Here is a 16,727-nt window from a genome sequence, read left to right on the forward strand (position 1 = left end):
TTACTTGTTCTTCAGCCGCTGCAATAGGTCAAGGTGATTGCTGTTCCCTGCGGCACCTGACCGGCCGGCACAGATTGCCGATTGACGACGAGCTCGGCACGCTTGGGGCAACTGGGGTCAGCGGTCACCGTTGGCGAGAGCAGGAGGGTGGGGCCGCGAAGGATGTCCGTGGCGGCCTTCAAAGCCAAACCGCCCAAGCTGGGCAATTCAATATGGCCGTTAGAGACCAAAAGCGTGACCAAACTGCCTTCCTCCACCTGGGTGCCTTGCGCGGGCGTTGTGCCGATGACGAGGTTCTCGGCAACGGTCGGCGAGTTTTGCGGGGTGAGGGAACCTTGCTTAAGTTTGGCCGCAACAATTGTCTTTGTTGCATCAGCGGCAGCCATGCCGACGGTGGCGGGGACTACCACCTTGGCCAATCCTTCTGAAACGTACACAACAACCGTGATGCCGGAGTCGACGATGGCCCCGCGACCAGGTTCGCTCCGCACGACAACGCCTTTCGCAACCGTTGAGCTTGTTTCACTCGCCTCAGTGGCGACCAAATTAACTTTGTCGAGGGCGGCGCTGGCTTCGAAAAAGTTCATGTCTCGAATATCAGGAACGGTTCGACTTGCACTGGGGAAGAAGTCCGTGGGAGCAATGTTGACAACCCACACACTCATGCCAACGATGGCAATGATGGCGAGAACCGTAGTCAGAAGCCCGACGATAACGCGGCTGCGTTGGGGGCGGCGCCGCTTTGATATTTCGAATTTGGGAGCCGTGTCAAGGCCGGACCCAAAAAGAGTGTTGAAATCGCTGGGGAGGACCGGCTTGGCTGCTACGGGGCGACCGGCTGCGGCGGCCGGCCCGAGAAGCTGGTCGACGTCATCCAGCACGACTTCGGGTGTGGGAATGTGGCCAGCCACGGCGAGGGCAAGCTCCCGGGCAAAGGCGGCTGCCGAGGGGTAGCGATTGTTCTTATCCTTAGCGAGAGCCTTAAGAACGACGTGATCCATAGCGGGAGAGACCCGGGCGTTGAGGGTGCTCGGTGCTTCGGGCAACTCGTGGATGTGGCGGTGGGCCACAATGACCGCTGTCTCCCCTGAAAACGGTGCCGCACCGGTGAGCATTTCGAACAAAACAACACCGAGAGCATATATATCGGTGCGCGCATCAACGCTTTCCCCGCGGGCTTGTTCAGGGGAGAAGTAGGCCGCCGTTCCGAGAATCGTCGTGGTTTGCGTGAGGTCGCTGAAGGCATCCGTGATGGCGCGTGCTATTCCAAAGTCCAGAACTTTTGTCTGGCCGCTCCGGGTGAGCATGATGTTGCTGGGTTTCACATCGCGGTGAACGACCCCCATCTCGTGGGCGTAACCGATGGCCGCCAGAAGCTCGACGGCAACCCGGGTTGCCTCCGACACCTTGAGGGGCCCGCGCGCAATAATCGTGGAGAGCTCGACGCCCTCAACATATTCCATGACGATGAATGGGCGCTTTTGCGTGTGACCATCTTCTAAGGTTTCTAGGTCGTCGCCGGCGTCGAAGACGCGAACGATGTTCGGGTGCGACATTTTGGAGGCAGAGCGGGCTTCTTGCTTGAAGCGCGTGCAGAGTTTGGTGTCCTTGACGAACTCGGGTCTTAAAAGTTTGACGGCAACACGTCGACCGAGGGTGAGGTCCGTGGCGACAAAGACCTCTCCCATACCCCCGCTACCAAGGAGTTTGCCCAGCTCATAACGGTTCGCGACCGTGCGGTTTTCGTTTGTCATTTTTTCTCCCCCGAGAACATCGTTGCTCGCTTCACCATGGCTTCTGATCTCGGCAAGTGAGGCTTAGATGCCCAGCGTGTTCACAGTGAGGGTTGCGGCGGGGGAAATACCGGACTCCAAGGGGCCACAGCCAACCTGGTAGGTGACGGGATGATCCATGTTGACGGGTCCCGGCGCCGTGAGGTTGAACGTGGTGGCGCTTCCGGCGACCGTGCCAACCGAGGCGCCGTCGAGGAAGATTGAGTAACCCGACACGGTGGATCCCGAGGGGCATCCGGCATACGCAGGCCAGGTTACGACGACCGTGTCACCGGGCTTCGCTGCGGTGGTCGTCTTTCCATCGAGGAGGGGCGCCGCTCCGGGGGCAGCGACGACGGGAACGGGGCCGTAGACCTTGACGGCAATGGTAGTGCCCTTGGTAATGGTGGGCCCCGAGGGAGTCACACCATAGACGAAGCCGACTTTGGTGGGATCGAGGGCTGCTGTTCCGTCGACACGATTGACGTTCATCCCCAAAGCGGAAAGCTCGGCCGACACAGTGTCGAAGGGCTTTCCGATGTAGTCACCCTCGACAATGGCTGCCGTCGTGGGGGTCGGCGATGAACTTGGTGTCCGGGCCGGCGTGGTGGCCGGAGTGTTGGCCGGAGTGGAATTTGAGGAGGTGGTGGCCGGCCCCGGGGTGGGCGAACCTCCCGAGACGAGGGCGAACACGGCACCGGCGAGAACGAGGACCAGCACGCCGATGAGGGCAATGAGAGGCCAGGTCCAGGGGTTGCGCTTCTTGGCTTCAAGTTCAACAGCGGCCGTCGCGGCCGGAATGTTTAAGACAGTGGTGGCTCCGGTTTCGAGCGTTCGGGGCATGACCATGGTCGCATCCGAGACGGGAACACCACCCAAGACGGCCGGCACGGCCAAAGCGGCACCCTGCAAGTCGCCGCGGCGAAGGGCCTGAGCCGCCCGGGCAAGGTTTGCGGCCGACGCGGGACGGTCGGTGGGCTTCTTGGCGATGCACGAGAAGACGAGGTTGCGCACCGGCTCGGCAATGGTGTCCGAAAGCGGAGGGGCGGTGTCGTTAATTTGTGCCATTGCGATGGCCACCTGAGACTCACCCGTGAAGGGGCGACGACCAGCGAGGCATTCGTAAGCCACGATACCGAGCGAGTAAATGTCAGTGGAAGGCGAGGCGGGGTGGCCGCTGGCCTGCTCAGGCGAAAGGTATTGAACCGTACCCATGACCTGGCCGGTTGCCGTGAGGGGCACCTGGTCGGCAATGCGAGCAATTCCGAAGTCAGTGATTTTGACGCGACCCTCAGGGGTTATCAGCATGTTGCCGGGCTTGATGTCGCGGTGTACCAGCCCTGCAGCGTGGGCGGCCTGCAAGGCGGCAGAGGTTTGCGCCACGATGTCGAGAACTTTGTCAATCGAGAGCGTGTGCTCACGCTCAATGACGGCCGAAAGGGGTTCGCCTGGAACAAGTTCCATGACGAGGTAGGCACTGCCATCTTCCTCGCCGTAGTCGTAAACGTTGGCGATACCCTCGTGGTTTACCAGCGCGGCGTGACGGGCTTCGGCGCGAAAACGCTCGAGGAAACCGGGGTCACCGAGGTACTCGTCCTTTAAAATTTTGATCGCGACGGAGCGACCGATGACGAGGTCAGTTGCCTGCCACACTTCACCCATGCCACCGATGGCAATGCGTGACTGTAATTCGTAACGACCACCAAAAGTGATCCCTGCTGTGGGCCTCATTTACCTAGCTCCGCCTCTAACACTTGTTTCGCGATGGATCCAGCAATCGGGCCGCTCAGGCCTTCTTGTCCGAGTCCTCCACCATTCTCGACGAGAACGGTGATGGCATATCGCGGATCTTCCGCTGGGGCAAAGCCGGTAAACCAGAAGGTGTAAGGTTCGCCCACACCATTTTCTGCTGTTCCCGTCTTGCCCGCAACTTGGACACCGCTAATTCTCGCATTACCGGCCAAGCCATTGTTGACTCCATCAACCATCATTTCAGTTAATGAGGCTGCTGTCTCAGCAGAGATGGCTTGACTGTATTGCGTCGCCGTGAAGTCAAAAAGCGACGTCAAGGTGGGATCGAGGACGCTCTGGATGAGCGTGGGGGACATAACTTTGCCCCCGTTGGCAATGGCGGCAGAGACCATGGCGATTTGGAGGGGAGTGGCGCGCACGTCAAATTGTCCGAATGAGGCGAGCATGGTCTGCGGGTCATCCATCACCGTAGGGAAGGTACTTGCCGCCGTGATCATGGGGATCTCGAACGAGGAGTTGAAGCCAAACTTCTTTGCCTGGGCGAGAAGCGCCTGACGGCCGAGAGCCAATCCCAGTTCGGCAAAAGGAATGTTGCAGCTCTCGCGCAGAGCCTGTTTGATCGTGACAGTGGCGCCCGCACCGGGGCAGCGCCCACGGTTCCAATTACTCACCACAGAATCCGAACCCGGAAGTTGCAAGCTGGAAGGATTGTCTAACTGAGAATCAGCTGTGTACTGGCCGGATTCGAGAGCCGCGGCCGCAACGACGAGCTTGAAGACGGAACCGGGAGGGTTGAGGTTTCCTGCGATCGAGCGATCAATCAGAGGATCAGACGGGTCGGCAAGCAGGGCGTTATAGGCGGAGATGACAGAATCCGTGTTGTGTGAGGCGAGCACGTTGGGGTCGAAGCTTGGCTTTGAGACCATCGCCAAGATGCGGCCAGTCGACGGCTCGGTGACGACGACTGATCCCGCGTAGTCGCCCAAGGCATCCCACGCGGCCTGCTGCAGAAGGGGGTCAAGCGTGAGGTTGACGCTGGCACCCTGGGGGTCTTTGCCCGTGAGAATGCTGTTGATCCGGTTCAAGAATTGCGAGCCAGAGGTTCCACTCAATTCCCGGTTCATCGCGCCCTCGATGCCGGTGAGACCCTGACTTAGGGTGAAGTAACCCGTGACATTGGAATAGATGAGAGGCGCGGGGTAGGTACGCTGAAAACGATAGTTGTCGTCTACCGGAACGGAGAAGGCGATGGGTTGCCCTGCCACCAGAATTGCGCCGCGCTGGGAACGGTAGCTGTCGTAAAGGGTGCGCGTGTTTCTGTCGTCGGCCGAGAGGTTGGCGTCTTGCCCCACCTGAATGACGCTCGCCGAAACAAAAAGTGTGATGAAGAAGGCGATGACTAAAAAGCTCACCCGCTTGAGTTCGCGATTCATTGCCCCACCACCAACCGGGGTTCATTACGGATGCTGTCCGAGAGTCGAAGGAGTAATGCTGCAATCATCCAGTTGGCCACAAGGGAGCTACCACCGGCGGCCAGGAATGGCGTAGTCAGGCCCGTCAGGGGGATGACCCGAGTGACACCGCCCACGACGATGAACACCTGAAGGGCAATGACGAAAGCGAGGCCTACTGCGAGGAGTTTGCTGAAGTCATCATGGCCAGCGAAGCCGATGCGCAGGCCACGTCCCACGAGCAGAAGGTAAAGGCAGAGAATGGCGAAAACGCCGATGAGCCCGAGCTCTTCACCGAGGCTCGCGATGATGTAATCGCTCTGAGAGACCGGGGTGATGTACGGCATCCCCTGGCCGAGGCCCGTGCCGATCAGCCCACCGTGGGCCAGGCCGAACAACCCCTGCACCAGTTGGTAGCTGCCGCCGTTTTCGTCATAGATGGCGGGGCTAAAGGCATTCGTCCAGTTCAAGAAACGGTCGTGCACATAGGGCAAGAACTGATTGGCCAGCACGGCACCAATGGCGACAAGCCCGAGCCCCAGCATTACCCAACTGAGGCGACCGGTCGCGACATACAGCATGACCAAAAAGAGGCCGAAGAAAAGGAGACCGGTTCCGAGGTCGCGTTCGAAAACGATGACCCCCATCGATAACGCCCAAATGACGAGGATGGGGCCGAGGTCACGCCCGCGGGGAAACCGCATCCCTAAGAATGTGCGTCCCACCATCGAGAGGGTGTCACGCGCCTGAACGAGGTAGCCAGCAAAGAAAATCGCGAGGGCAACCTTCGCAATTTCACCGGGCTGGAACGTGAGGGTTCCAATCTGGATCCAGACGCGGGCGCCGTTGAGTTCGATACCAAGCCCCGGGACCATCGGCAACAGCAACAGAACAACGCCGATGAGGCCCGCGACGTAGGTATACCGCTGTAAAACTCGGTGCTGACGAATGAGCATGATGACCGCGAACGCGCCACCCAAGGCCAGAGCACTCCAGGCGATTTGCTTAAAGGCGAGGGAATCCCATCCGGTGTTACCGAGTGCTATATCGATGCGATAAATTTCGGCAATGCCGAGACCGTTGAGCAGGGTCGCTATCGGCAAGATGAGGGCATCTGCCTGAGGAGCGACAAAGCGCATGGCGATGTGGATTGCCAACACCAGAACCGCAAGCAAGCCGCACAAGGAGAGCGGCCCGAGATCAATTGAGCCCAGTGCGCCCAGTTGAACGAGCATGAGCGCCGCGAGGTTGATGGCGCTCGCCGCCAGAAGTAGCGCGAGTTCTACGTTGCGCATGCGCTGAGAAGGGCGAATGCGTTTGAGTCGAGGAATGCTCGCCGTCAGCTGAGTGCTCATCTATTTCACCGCCGCGGGGGCAAGGCGGGTAACGATGGCTTGCGCTTGCGCGAAAGAGTCGGTCGAAATCGTGGCGGTCACCTGATCACGCTGAAAAGCAGTGAGAGAGTCAAGGGTAATTCCCGTGTCGAGGTAAAGATGCGAAAGCTTGAAGGGCCCGGCATCTTGGGGGACCCCCTGGTAAATAGCTACGGTGCCCGCATCGACCCCCACAAAGTAGCGACTTTGGGTGTACCGGTAGCCCAGAATGCCGGTAATGATCAGGGCCGCGATAACCGCGACGATGGTGCCCACGAGAAGCACGCGGCGACGGATGCGGCGGGACCGTGCCACCTCACTCTCCGCGTGCGGTAACCGCTTTTGCAGAGGCACGTCGCTCGTCGAAACAGGCAGACTCCGCGAGGCCTGTCGCGCGGCGCGAAACGCATCGGCCCGCGGAGAGGGCTCCGCTATCGAGAGGGCTTCGGCGGCGGAGCCCACCAACGTGCAGACCTGCTCCGGTTCTCCGTTCGTGACATCGGCGACAACAACTGTGACGTTGTCGGGAGCACCACCGTCAAGGCTCGCCTGCAGGAGGGCGGTGGCAATGTCGTGCGCCGGAGCCTCGACAATCATCATTGTGTGAATTTCGTCGCGAGAAAGTACGCCGGTGAGCCCGTCGGAGCACAGCATCCACCGGTCGCCGGGCTGCGTGCCTACGATCATGGTGTCGATTTCGGGATTCGCATCCACGTCACCGAGGACCCGCATCAAGACGGAGCGGCGAGGGTGAACCTTCGCTTCCGCATCCGTAATGCGGCCACTATCAATCAAGCGCTGCACGAAGGTGTGGTCGATTGTGACTTGCGAAAGCTCACCGTCGCGCAGCAGGTAAATGCGGGAGTCCCCAATGTGCGCAATCGCTACCTTGTCACCGACGCGAATTATGGCGCTGACGGTGGTGCCGAGTCCCGCGAGTTCGGGATGATCGTAGACGATATCCCCCAACAGGTCGTTGGTGGCGAGCAGAGTTTTGAGAAGCGCACCGCGTGCCTCTTCGGGGGTGTCGTAGGGGCGATCGAGTTCAAGCAGCTGACGAATTGCCATGTGAGAAGCGACGTCACCTCCAGCGTGACCCCCCATTCCGTCGGCCACGACAAGGAGCTGAGTTCCGGCGTAGCCCGAGTCCTGGTTGGAGGCGCGGACCTTGCCTACATCGGAGACAGCCGAATTGTCAGTGCTCATGATCCCGCCTACCGGCGAACCTCAAAGCTCGTTGATCCAATCGTGATGGGCGTATTCCAAGGTACGGGCGTCGGCCCGGTCACCCGAACGCCACCAAGGAGCGTGCCATTTGTGGAGTCGAGGTCGCGCAGGATCCACGTTCCGCCGCGGATTTCCAGCCGGGCGTGATGGGTGGAGGTGTAGTCGTCCTTGATGACGAGGCTGGAGTCGGCGGATCGCCCGATCGTGATGGTGTCACCGGTCAGTGGAAGAGATTGCCCAGTCTTGTCGCCCGAGGTAATGACGAGACGTAGGGGAGCATCCGTCGCCGACCCCGGGGCCGCCAAGGACGCGATGATCTCTGTTTCCGCCGCGGGGAGGCGCGGTATTGCTGACGTCAGGAAGGCGCTGGCGGCGCTCGGGGCGCTCGCTGCGGTGGCCCCTGGCCCACCGGAATTCTGAGCCGGAAGGCGCCGAACGCGCTGGCCAAAGAGATCGCTGCGCACGGCGTACACGACGAAGAAGACGAAGACCCACAGCGCGATGAGAAAACCGAGGCGCAGGATCAGGAGGGTGAGCTCACTCACGCGGGCCCCAGAATCCGCCCGACTCCGGGGAGGCTGCTTCCGGAATCATTCGGAACGTGATGCGCGTATGGCCCATCTCGATGACGGAGTCTGTTTCTAGGGCAGCCGAGACAAGGCGTTGGCCGTTCACGGTTGATCCATTGGTGGAGCCAAGGTCGTTGGCTTGAGCGCGAGTGCCATCCCAGAGGACCTCGACGTGTCGACGCGAGATGCCAGAGTCATCGACGGTGATATCGGCTTCCGTGCCGCGGCCAATGATGGTGCGGGACTTTGTCAGAGGGTAACGCTTGCCGGAAATTTCGAGAACAGCCACCCACGTGACGGCACCTCCCACGTTTTGGGAGTCAACCTCCACAACGCCCAGCGAAAGAGAATTGTCGGCCTGCAGGGTGATGCGTATCCCACCCGCAAACTGGAACTTCTGGGACTGAGCATGTTTGGTGACGATGCGCGTGAGCTCATCAATCAAGGTGGGGCCCATTGCTGCCATGCGGTCGAAGTCGGCACTGGCGATTCGCACGTTGAAGATGTTGGGAACCAAAATGCGGTCGCGCGATACCACAGCTGCCTTCGTGTCGAGCTCGCGTTTCAGCGCCGCCGTAATTTCAACGGGCTGGAGACCAGAGCGAAAAGTCTTCGCAAACGCACCATTTACGGCGCGCTCGAGACCTCTCTCAAGATTGTCCAGAATGCCCAATACGTCTCCTTTGGGGGTGAAACACGGCCCGCTCCATAATACTTGCCCGGCTGGGGCCACGCTGGATGCCGTTATCGGCGCACTCTAGCGAGCCGTTTCGAAACGAACGGTCGCATCCAAGCCCTGTGTCTGGCCTGAGCCCGAACGCGGAGCGAGCCCTGCTACGCCCCTACTGGCGCGTGCGAGTTGCGCCACGATAGCCAGCCCCAGGCCACTTCCGCCAATATCGGAGGAGGCGCGCCAGAATCGATCGAACGCGCGAGCGCAGTCTTCGCGACTGAGGCCGGGGCCTTCATCCAGAACATGCACGGTGGTGTGGGCGCCGGCGGTAACCACACGCACCGTTATCGTTGAGTTCGTGGGACTCACAGTCAGCGCGTTATCGACGAAATTATCAATGATTTGTTCGATTGCCGAGGGTGATGCGCTCACAAAAGCATCCACGGGACCTTCATACCGGAGGCGCACCGAAGACTCGGTCGCTAAGGCATGCCATTGTTTCACACGGTTACGGGCAATCTCGGCAAGGTTGAAGTCCTTCAGGGGAGCGGATGCGGCCTCGGTTCGGCTCAGCAGGAGCAAGCCCTCGATGAGATTACCGAGGCGGTCGACTTCGACTTGCGCGGCGGCGAGGCGCTCGCCGGCGGCAATCGGATCGGTTTCGAGAAGCTCGCTCGCGCGGTCCAACCGCAATCGGAGGGCCGTTAGCGGGGTGCGCAATTGATGGGAGGCGTCGGCAGCAAACATCCGTTGTTGAGTGACGAGCTCTTCGAGACGTTCGGCCATGGTGTTAAAGGAACGGGAGAGGGAAGTGAGTTCGGCCGCACCCCGTTTTTCATCGGCGCGGGCGCTCAGGTTGCCGTCGGCCAGGAGCTCGGTCGTTCGGCGTAAACGGGTCAGGCGTCGCGCAACGCCGCCCGACACCAACAGACCCACAATCCCGGCGAGGACGACGGAGCTGAGAGCTACGATGCCGAGCCGCCAGAGTTGACTGTTGACCACATCCGTCACCGCTTGGTCCGGATACGTGAGACGGACCGCGCCTAAGACTTTTTCGCCGCTCAAAACGGGAACGGTCACATAGAGAAGTTCTTGACTCAAGGTCACCGAGTAGCGATGCCCACTACTGATCTTGCCGGACAGGGCATCCGTAATTTCGGGCCGGCTCAGGTAGGAGTCTCCCACGACAGACTGGTCATCATCGCTGGCGATCACGGCGATGCCGGCGGAATCGACGATTACGACGCGGGCGCCTCCGGCGTCACGGTAGCGGCGGGCAAGGTCGTTCAGAGTTGCATCGGCCGTAGCCGTGGCGCTTTCGAGCGCCTCTTCACTGTGTCCGGCAAGAACGAAGGCGTCGCGCTCGAGACCCGTCACGATGTGGTCGTGCTCGGCCTGGTGCAAATAGAAAGCAAGGGGGATGTCTTGGGTGAGGAGAACAAGGAATGTGACCGCCATCAGGGCGCCCATAAACCGCCACTTCACGCGGGCTCTCCGAAGCGAAAACCGACACCGCGCACCGATTCAATCCAGTGGGAGTTTCCAAGTTTTTTTCGAATGGCGGCTATGTGCGCATCCAGGGTCTTAGTCGTGCCGTACCAGTTGGTATCCCACACATCGTGCAGGATGTCGCCGCGGCGAAAGACCGCTCCCGGGTCTTCGGAAAGGTAGACGAGTAGTTCGAATTCTTTGGGGGTGAGGTGAACATCCGTGCCATCGAGAGAGACGCGTTGCGCACGGACATCCAGAGTGAGGGGCCCAAAGGTGCGTTGAGTTGCCGGAGCAGGCTCGGCAACGTTGGCACCGGTTCGGCGGGCAACGGCACGAATGCGTGCCACGAGTTCCCGCATGCCAAAAGGTTTGACAACATAATCGTCGGCCCCCATTTCCAACGCGATCACGCGATCAATTTCTTCACCACGTGCGCTGACGACAATGATGGGAGTTTGGGATGTCAGTCGGATGGCCCGACAGACGTCGGTACCCTCCATGTCGGGTAAACCGAGGTCCAGCAGGATGAGGTCTGGCCCCCATGATTGGACCATATCGAGGGCAGCTGTGCCGGTGGCGACCCGGTGCGCCTCAAAGCTGGCGTTTTCCAGCCCATCCACAATGCCGTCGGCAACGGAATCATCATCTTCAACCACGAGCACGCGCATTTCTCAATTCTGCCGGTGGCAGCCCTCAAAACCTACGCGCGGCGCCTGCACGTCGCAATCTTTACTAAGTCTTGGATAACTCTTGGACGTCTAGGGGGCGCTTCTTTACCGACGTTTTCGTAGCGTTGGAGACATGAAAACACAACTCATCACAGCCCTCGTCGTCGCTGGTGTTCTAGGAACCGCAGCGACCGCCATGGCTGTAAACGCAGATACCGTTGTTAGCCCCGCTCCCGTGACCGTCGTGTCTACGGACGCTCCGACCCCCGACCCTTTGGTTACCCCTGTGGCTACCCCAGACCCGATGGTCACTCCCGATCCTTCGGTAACCCCTACCCCGGACCCCACTATGACGCCCGAAGCGAAAGAGCTGTCCGAGTCGGCAAACGATGACGGCCCAGGTCACGTGGAGATTTCGGATGAATTTGAGACGTCTGATGCTGTCGACGCCTCAGGTGAAGTGGAGACTCATCATGTTGACGGCAACCAGGAAGATTCTGGTACCGACCGCTAAGGACCCACACAGCTCTCACGGAAAGCTCGGAAGAGGAAGCCCTCTGAAAACCTTGGACAAACCTTGGATTTTCAGGGGGGTTTTTCTGTTCCACGTTTCGTAGTCTTAGCAGATGAAGTCTTCGGTGGTCACTGCTCTCATCATTGTTGGGGTCTTGGGAACATCCACGGCAGCCATGGCCATGAATACCGACACACTGTCAGGGATTGATGCGGGAACGATTGGCAAGGCCATTGAAGTTCTTGTGCCGGTTGTCTCGGATACTGTTCCCCTCACGCCAAATTCCGGCGCCCCAAGGTCGACGATGAGCCCAAATTCGTCCGCCTCGCCGGTTGCGCCCGGCAACGTTACCTCGGCCCCCACGTCCGCACCGGTGGCAACGGGAGGCGGAGATCCCCATTCCTCACAGGATTCGAACAGCACGTCCAAATCCGATCCTGCTCCCAGCAATTCCCCCGAGCCGTCCGAGAGCAAGAGCGAGCACGACGACTAATTTTGTCGCTCACGGAGTGAGGTGTCTTGCCGGGGCAGCTGAATAATTGGCCAAGTCTTGGATATTCAAGGGGAACTTCTTTACTCCCCGTTTTGTACATTTGAAATATGAAATCACAATTCCTCACGGTGCTGACCGTTGTTGGTGTTCTTGGAACGGCAACAGCTGCCTTGGCCGTCAATACAGACACCTTGGCCAAGGTCGATTCCGCGGCGGCGCTAACCTCGGCTCTGGCTACCGCTGAACCGGCGCTGTCTGTCGTCCCAGTGGCAAGCCCCACCCCAACGGCATCTCCCGCGGCACCGTCTCCCGCTGCACCTGTCGGGGTTCCTGCATTAGCACCGTCTACGCCGCTGGCTGTCGCTGTTGAGCAGCCGGCCGCGCGCGCTCCGGTCTCGGCAACGTCCGGAGGCTCGGGGGGGACATCCGCCACTGCTGGATCTGAGGACAGTCACGACAACGAAGGCTCCTCCGAGAGCCACGATAGCGACGACGGTGAAGGCGATGACTAAGCGCATTCACCCGGCCGCTCGGGCACGGACCCTCACTGGTGCGACCACTTTCTTGGCCCTTGTGGGCATTGTTTCGGGTTTTCAATTTGCGGCAAACGCCCAAACGGCGAACGTTGCCGGCGGTTCTACGACACCGGCGGCTCCCTCGACTGCGCAAGCTATCGATCCCGCAACAGGAAAGCCAATTAATCCTAATGCGACGACGGTCCCCGTTGCCGAGGCTGTGCCAGCCCCTGCTGCCGCAGCTCCGGTTGCTGCCCCTGCGGGGGGCGCCGTCGGTGCTCCTCCTGTTGCCGGCACTGCTTTAAGCGCGTCGGCTCCTGTGGCGGCGCCGGCCCAGGCCGCCCCTGCCCCCGCCCCGGCTGTTGCACAGGCCGCCCCTGCCCCGGTGAGCGCCACGACGGGTGGGTCTGGCGTCAAGCCTTAAGGCTCAACGCACCCTTCACCGTGACCCCCAACGATATTTCGCGAGACGCCCTTCGCGCTGTGTTTTCCCTGACAGGAACACAGCCGGGGGCCGTTTCCGCGCGTCAGGCCATCATGGGCGGCCACGGCACCATCACGTTGGTCGGTGCCTCCGAACAATTGTTGACGCGGGCCTGGGAGCTCGCGTCTCAGTGCGAAAAGTTATGGACCAGGTTCTCACCCGACAGTGATATTTCGCGGTTGAATCTCGCCGAAGGAAAGCCTGTTGTGGTTGATCCACTCACCTTCCGCCTGATTTCTGCGATGAGGGTTGGCCACGAAATCTCCCTAGGCGCGTTCGATCCCACCCTGTTGGTGGACGAACTCACGGCCGGTTATGGAGCCTCGGTTCTCGACCCCACTCGTATCACGAGACTTCCGGCCTCAGCGGTGAGTCCCGGAAACATTGCGGGCATTCGTTTGTCGGATACCAGTGTCACGCTGCCTCTGGGCACCGTGCTCGATGCCGGCGGCATCGGTAAGGGCCTCGCCGCCGACATTGTGTGCGAATTCGCGCTCGCCGAGGGCGCCTGGGGAGCGATGGCGGAATTCGGCGGGGATATTGTGGTTGCCGGTAACGCTCCGGATGGCGTGGCCTGGCGACTTGGCATTGAGAACCCTTTTGATACGCAGACGCACGCGGCGATCATCCGGTTATCTCAAGGGGCCATTGTTACCTCCAGCCAACGCAAGCGGCGGTTTGGGCAAGAGGGTGATGAGACTCATCACTTGATTGACCCCGCGACGCATCTCAGTGCGCAGACGACCGTGCAAACGGTGACGGTAATTGCGGCTACGGGCGCGCGCGCCGAGGCGTTGACCAAACCCGGCTTCTTGCAAGACACGACTCACTACCTGAAATGGTTGCCGAGTGTCGGCGCGGCGGGCATGGTTATAGATGACACGGGAGCCGAACGGGTTTCCGAGAACTGGATGCGCTACCAATGAACGATCCACAAATCTGGTGGTACATCAGCCGAGCGAGCGCTCTTATAGCGTGGGCACTGATGACGTTGTCCGTGGTGTGGGGCATTTTGCTGTCCACGCGCATCATGCGCCGCATCGACAATCCCGGCTGGCTGCGGGATCTGCATTCTTACCTCGGCGGAATGACCTTGATCATGGTAGCCCTCCATATGGTCACGCTCATGCTCGATGGGTTCCTGCGGTACTCGCTCACGGAGGTACTCGTTCCATTTGCCAAGGATTACCGGCCCGTACCGGTTGCTTTGGGCATTCTGGCCTTCTATATATTGCTCGCGGTTCAAGGTTCATCTCTTCTGATTGCTCGCTTGCCGCGAAAGTTTTGGAAGGTTGTGCACTATGCCAGTTATGCGACGCTGATACTGGTATCTCTGCACGCGGGCTGGGCAAGTAGCAAGGATGCCGGCTCGCTCTGGTACAAAATCCTGGCGATCGCACTCATTGGATCGGCGACGATTGCCGTGGTCATTCGCGTGGTGACGCGAGGCCGCACGGGTCGGGCTCCCACCGCGGCCGCGTGGACGCACAAGAGCGGCATTATTCCAAGCGTTGCCCCGGTCGCCGCGGGCGGGCCTCTTATGCCGGCGACGCGAACCATGGTTGTCGCCTCAACCTCCCAAGCCGCCGATGGCGTCCTAGCCATCCGGCTCGTGCCCCTCGGCAGCGACGGCAGCGGAGGTGGCGCCTTGCCTGTCTGGTATCCCGGCGCCCACATCACGCTTTCGCTCCCCAACGGATTTCAGCGTCAGTATTCGTTGTGCGGCGACCCCGCAGAGCGCGACCACTTCGACATTGCGGTGCTGAAGACTCGTCACTCCGAGGGCGGCAGTGAGTTTATTCACGCCAATCTCGCCCCTGGCATGACGTTGCAAGTCTCGGGCCCCCTGAACCACTTCGAGCTGGAGCCCGCATCCGACTATCTTTTCATCGCGGGCGGTATTGGCATCACGCCGATCAAGGCCATGATCGAGTCCTTGCCCGAACGCCGACACTGGCGCCTGCTGTATGCCGGGCGCTCACGCACAACGATGGCTTTTCTCGAGGAACTTCTTCAGCGTTACCCGGACCGCATCACGGTGCATGCTGCCGATGAACAGGATGCCGCCCTCGACATCGCTTCCCTCGTGGTTGACACGCAGGCTCAGGTTTATTGCTGTGGGCCGGAGTCGCTGATGAGTTCCACGGCTGCCTTAGTCCCTGCGGCCCAGATGCACTCCGAGCGCTTTGTCGCTGTGGAGCGAACTTCTAATGTTTCTGCCCAGGTGATCGATGTCACCTGCCGAAAGAGTAAGAAGGAGTTCGTGGTCGGTGCGGACCAGAGCATTCTCGAGGCCATGGAACTCAACGGCATTCCCGTTCTGGGGTCGTGTCGCAAGGGTGTGTGTGGCACGTGTGAGGTTCGCGTCGTTGAGGGTGAACCGGTGCACCTTGATTCTGTGATGCCGGATGCCGAAAAGGATTCCCTGCGCGTGATGTACCCGTGCGTCTCGCGGGCGGTGGGCAAGGAGCTCGTGCTCGACGTTTAGTCCACCCGTCAGCAAGTCACCGTCTCAAATGGCGTCGGCCTCCTTTGGCATGATAGATTTGCTCAGTTACGCGCGAGTGGCGAAATGGCAGACGCGCCGGCTTCAGGTGCCGGTGCCCGCAAGGGCGTGGGGGTTCAAGTCCCCCCTCGCGCACGTATCGAAATCCCCGGTCTTTTGGTCGGGGATTTTTCTTGCCTCTTGAGTGGGGCTCAGCCCCCTACTTTCGCCCAGAAAGCGAGCGGAAGAGGAAAGCCACGATGGCGATGACGAGGAGTACGAGGCCTACCCAGAGGAGAAAGTTCAGGGATTGAACTAAACCTCCCGTGACGAGGAGGATGATGGCGATGATGGCGACGACAACGGCAATAGGGGACACGGGGTCTCTTTCCTTGAGTTTCGCTAGCGGCTATTCTTAAGCTAAAACTATAGCTGTTTCAGAAACTCATGCAAGACTTCTGTGCGGAATTTTTTGTTTAAGCCCCATTCGGAGGAAGCGCTAGACACCCTCGACGATGATGTCCGAAAGCGGCAGGCGCTCGGCCTGAAAGCTGTTGACGGCATGCTCGGAGGGGTAGCCCAGAGCGATTCCGTAGACGAGTTTGTAGCGACGCGGCAAGCGAAACTCGCGCCTGACAACCTTGGACCACAGTGCGACCGAGCCTTGCGCGCAGGCTCCGAGGCCGCGCGCGTGTGCGCTCAACATCAGGTTTTCGGCGAAGAGGCTGGCATCGGAGACCGAGTACACGCCCAGCCCCTTGTGGGCGAAGAGGAATATCTCGACGGGAGCACCGAAGAACTCGTAATTATGGGCGGTCTGGGCATCACGTCCGGCAGTGTCCTGGCGCGCAACGCCGAGCACCTTGTACAACTCGGCACCGATTTTGCGCCCCCGAGGTGCGAGCTCTGTGGGATACGGGCGAACCATGTTGTAATCACTCACGGGGATAGCCCACGGCCGGCCGAGCAGTCCCAAGACGCCACGAACTCCACCAGACCGGGCGCGAGCCACTGCGGCCCAGCGTCGCAACATTTCTGCACTCAACCGATCACGGCGCTCGCCAGTTGCCACCCCGACCATGAACGACCGCAGGTTCGACCAGCTGGGGGCGGTCATGGCATCCGTCAGAATGTCATCAATGATCTGTGGATCAATAGGGGTGGGCAAGAAGTCACGGGTAGAGCGCCGGGAAGCGGCGAACGCGGAGAATTGCTCGGGAGTAATCACGAATTAAAGCCTAAGGGGACCGTGGCGTTTAC

General features: G+C 60.3%; 17 protein-coding genes and 1 tRNA gene. 7 read left to right on the forward strand and 11 right to left on the reverse strand.

All coding sequences use genetic code 11. The annotated features are described in order from the left end of the window. Positions 1 to 11: 11 nt before the first annotated feature. From pknB to FB555_RS07155, 9 genes are all read right to left on the reverse strand, one after another. Positions 12 to 1,754, reverse strand: a complete 1,743-nt coding sequence (gene pknB / locus FB555_RS07115; protein ID WP_182484789.1) for a Stk1 family PASTA domain-containing Ser/Thr kinase — start codon at positions 1,752 to 1,754, stop codon at positions 12 to 14. A gap of 63 nt (positions 1,755 to 1,817) precedes the next feature. Continuing rightward, on the reverse strand, positions 1,818 to 3,503 hold the full coding sequence (locus tag FB555_RS07120) for a protein kinase domain-containing protein (protein WP_182484790.1): 1,686 nt from the start codon (positions 3,501 to 3,503) through the stop codon (positions 1,818 to 1,820). Next, positions 3,500 to 4,957, reverse strand: a complete 1,458-nt coding sequence (locus FB555_RS07125) for a peptidoglycan D,D-transpeptidase FtsI family protein (RefSeq protein WP_182484791.1) — start codon at positions 4,955 to 4,957, stop codon at positions 3,500 to 3,502. The genes FB555_RS07120 and FB555_RS07125 overlap by 4 nt, the downstream gene beginning before the upstream one ends. Then, the gene (locus tag FB555_RS07130; RefSeq protein ID WP_182484792.1) at positions 4,954 to 6,330 is read right to left on the reverse strand and encodes an FtsW/RodA/SpoVE family cell cycle protein; all 1,377 of its coding nucleotides are present in this window, start codon (positions 6,328 to 6,330) and stop codon (positions 4,954 to 4,956) included. Before FB555_RS07130 ends, FB555_RS07125 begins: the two co-directional genes overlap by 4 nt. Further along, positions 6,331 to 7,554 (reverse strand): PP2C family protein-serine/threonine phosphatase, encoded by a 1,224-nt coding sequence (locus FB555_RS07135; RefSeq protein WP_182484793.1) that lies wholly within the window; start codon positions 7,552 to 7,554, stop codon positions 6,331 to 6,333. It abuts the gene before it with no gap. An 8-nt stretch (positions 7,555 to 7,562) separates the two neighbouring features. Then, positions 7,563 to 8,120, reverse strand: coding sequence for an FHA domain-containing protein FhaB/FipA (locus tag FB555_RS07140; RefSeq protein ID WP_182484794.1), 558 nt, complete (start codon positions 8,118 to 8,120; stop codon positions 7,563 to 7,565). After that, on the reverse strand, positions 8,113 to 8,817 hold the full coding sequence (locus tag FB555_RS07145) for an FHA domain-containing protein (protein ID WP_182484795.1): 705 nt from the start codon (positions 8,815 to 8,817) through the stop codon (positions 8,113 to 8,115). The genes FB555_RS07140 and FB555_RS07145 overlap by 8 nt, the downstream gene beginning before the upstream one ends. 84 nt (positions 8,818 to 8,901) lie before the next feature. Further along, entirely contained in the window at positions 8,902 to 10,302 is a 1,401-nt protein-coding gene (locus tag FB555_RS07150; RefSeq protein ID WP_220475891.1) for an ATP-binding protein, read from the reverse strand. Beyond that, positions 10,299 to 10,976 carry a response regulator transcription factor gene (locus FB555_RS07155; RefSeq protein WP_182484796.1) on the reverse strand — a complete coding sequence of 226 codons (678 nt, stop codon included), beginning with the start codon at positions 10,974 to 10,976 and terminating at the stop codon, positions 10,299 to 10,301. The genes FB555_RS07150 and FB555_RS07155 overlap by 4 nt, the downstream gene beginning before the upstream one ends. Before the next feature lie 133 nt (positions 10,977 to 11,109). On the opposite strand from FB555_RS07155, the gene FB555_RS07160 reads away from it, so the two are divergent. The 7 genes from FB555_RS07160 to FB555_RS07190 all read left to right on the forward strand — a co-directional run bounded on the left by FB555_RS07160 (position 11,110) and on the right by FB555_RS07190 (position 15,623). After that, positions 11,110 to 11,490: a hypothetical protein gene (locus FB555_RS07160; protein ID WP_182484797.1), complete on the forward strand. Its 381-nt coding sequence runs from the start codon at positions 11,110 to 11,112 to the stop codon at positions 11,488 to 11,490. A 112-nt stretch (positions 11,491 to 11,602) separates the two neighbouring features. Further along, a complete protein-coding gene (locus FB555_RS07165; protein ID WP_182484798.1) occupies positions 11,603 to 11,983 on the forward strand; it encodes a hypothetical protein in 381 nt (126 codons plus the stop codon). Between the two features lie 107 nt (positions 11,984 to 12,090). Next, positions 12,091 to 12,495, forward strand: a complete 405-nt coding sequence (locus FB555_RS07170) for a hypothetical protein (RefSeq protein WP_182484799.1) — start codon at positions 12,091 to 12,093, stop codon at positions 12,493 to 12,495. Next, positions 12,488 to 12,922, forward strand: coding sequence for a hypothetical protein (locus tag FB555_RS07175; RefSeq protein ID WP_182484800.1), 435 nt, complete (start codon positions 12,488 to 12,490; stop codon positions 12,920 to 12,922). The genes FB555_RS07170 and FB555_RS07175 overlap by 8 nt, the downstream gene beginning before the upstream one ends. Positions 12,923 to 12,942: 20 nt before the next feature. Then, the gene (locus tag FB555_RS07180) at positions 12,943 to 13,908 is read left to right on the forward strand and encodes an FAD:protein FMN transferase (protein WP_182484801.1); all 966 of its coding nucleotides are present in this window, start codon (positions 12,943 to 12,945) and stop codon (positions 13,906 to 13,908) included. After that, complete coding sequence (locus tag FB555_RS07185) at positions 13,905 to 15,470, forward strand: 2Fe-2S iron-sulfur cluster-binding protein (RefSeq protein WP_182484802.1); 1,566 nt, start codon at positions 13,905 to 13,907, stop codon at positions 15,468 to 15,470. The genes FB555_RS07180 and FB555_RS07185 overlap by 4 nt, the downstream gene beginning before the upstream one ends. A 70-nt stretch (positions 15,471 to 15,540) precedes the next feature. Further along, positions 15,541 to 15,623: transfer RNA gene (locus FB555_RS07190), tRNA-Leu, on the forward strand. Positions 15,624 to 15,687: 64 nt separating this feature from the next. On the opposite strand, the gene FB555_RS07195 is transcribed toward FB555_RS07190, so the two are convergent. Beyond that, the gene (locus FB555_RS07195) at positions 15,688 to 15,846 is read right to left on the reverse strand and encodes a hypothetical protein (protein ID WP_182484803.1); all 159 of its coding nucleotides are present in this window, start codon (positions 15,844 to 15,846) and stop codon (positions 15,688 to 15,690) included. A 120-nt stretch (positions 15,847 to 15,966) separates the two neighbouring features. Beyond that, positions 15,967 to 16,695: a nitroreductase family protein gene (locus FB555_RS07200; protein ID WP_182484804.1), complete on the reverse strand. Its 729-nt coding sequence runs from the start codon at positions 16,693 to 16,695 to the stop codon at positions 15,967 to 15,969. Between the last annotated feature and the right edge of the window lie 32 nt (positions 16,696 to 16,727).

Origin of the sequence: Alpinimonas psychrophila (assembly GCF_014137865.1) — a bacterium.
GTDB classification, from domain to species: Bacteria; Actinomycetota; Actinomycetes; order Actinomycetales; family Microbacteriaceae; genus Alpinimonas; species Alpinimonas psychrophila.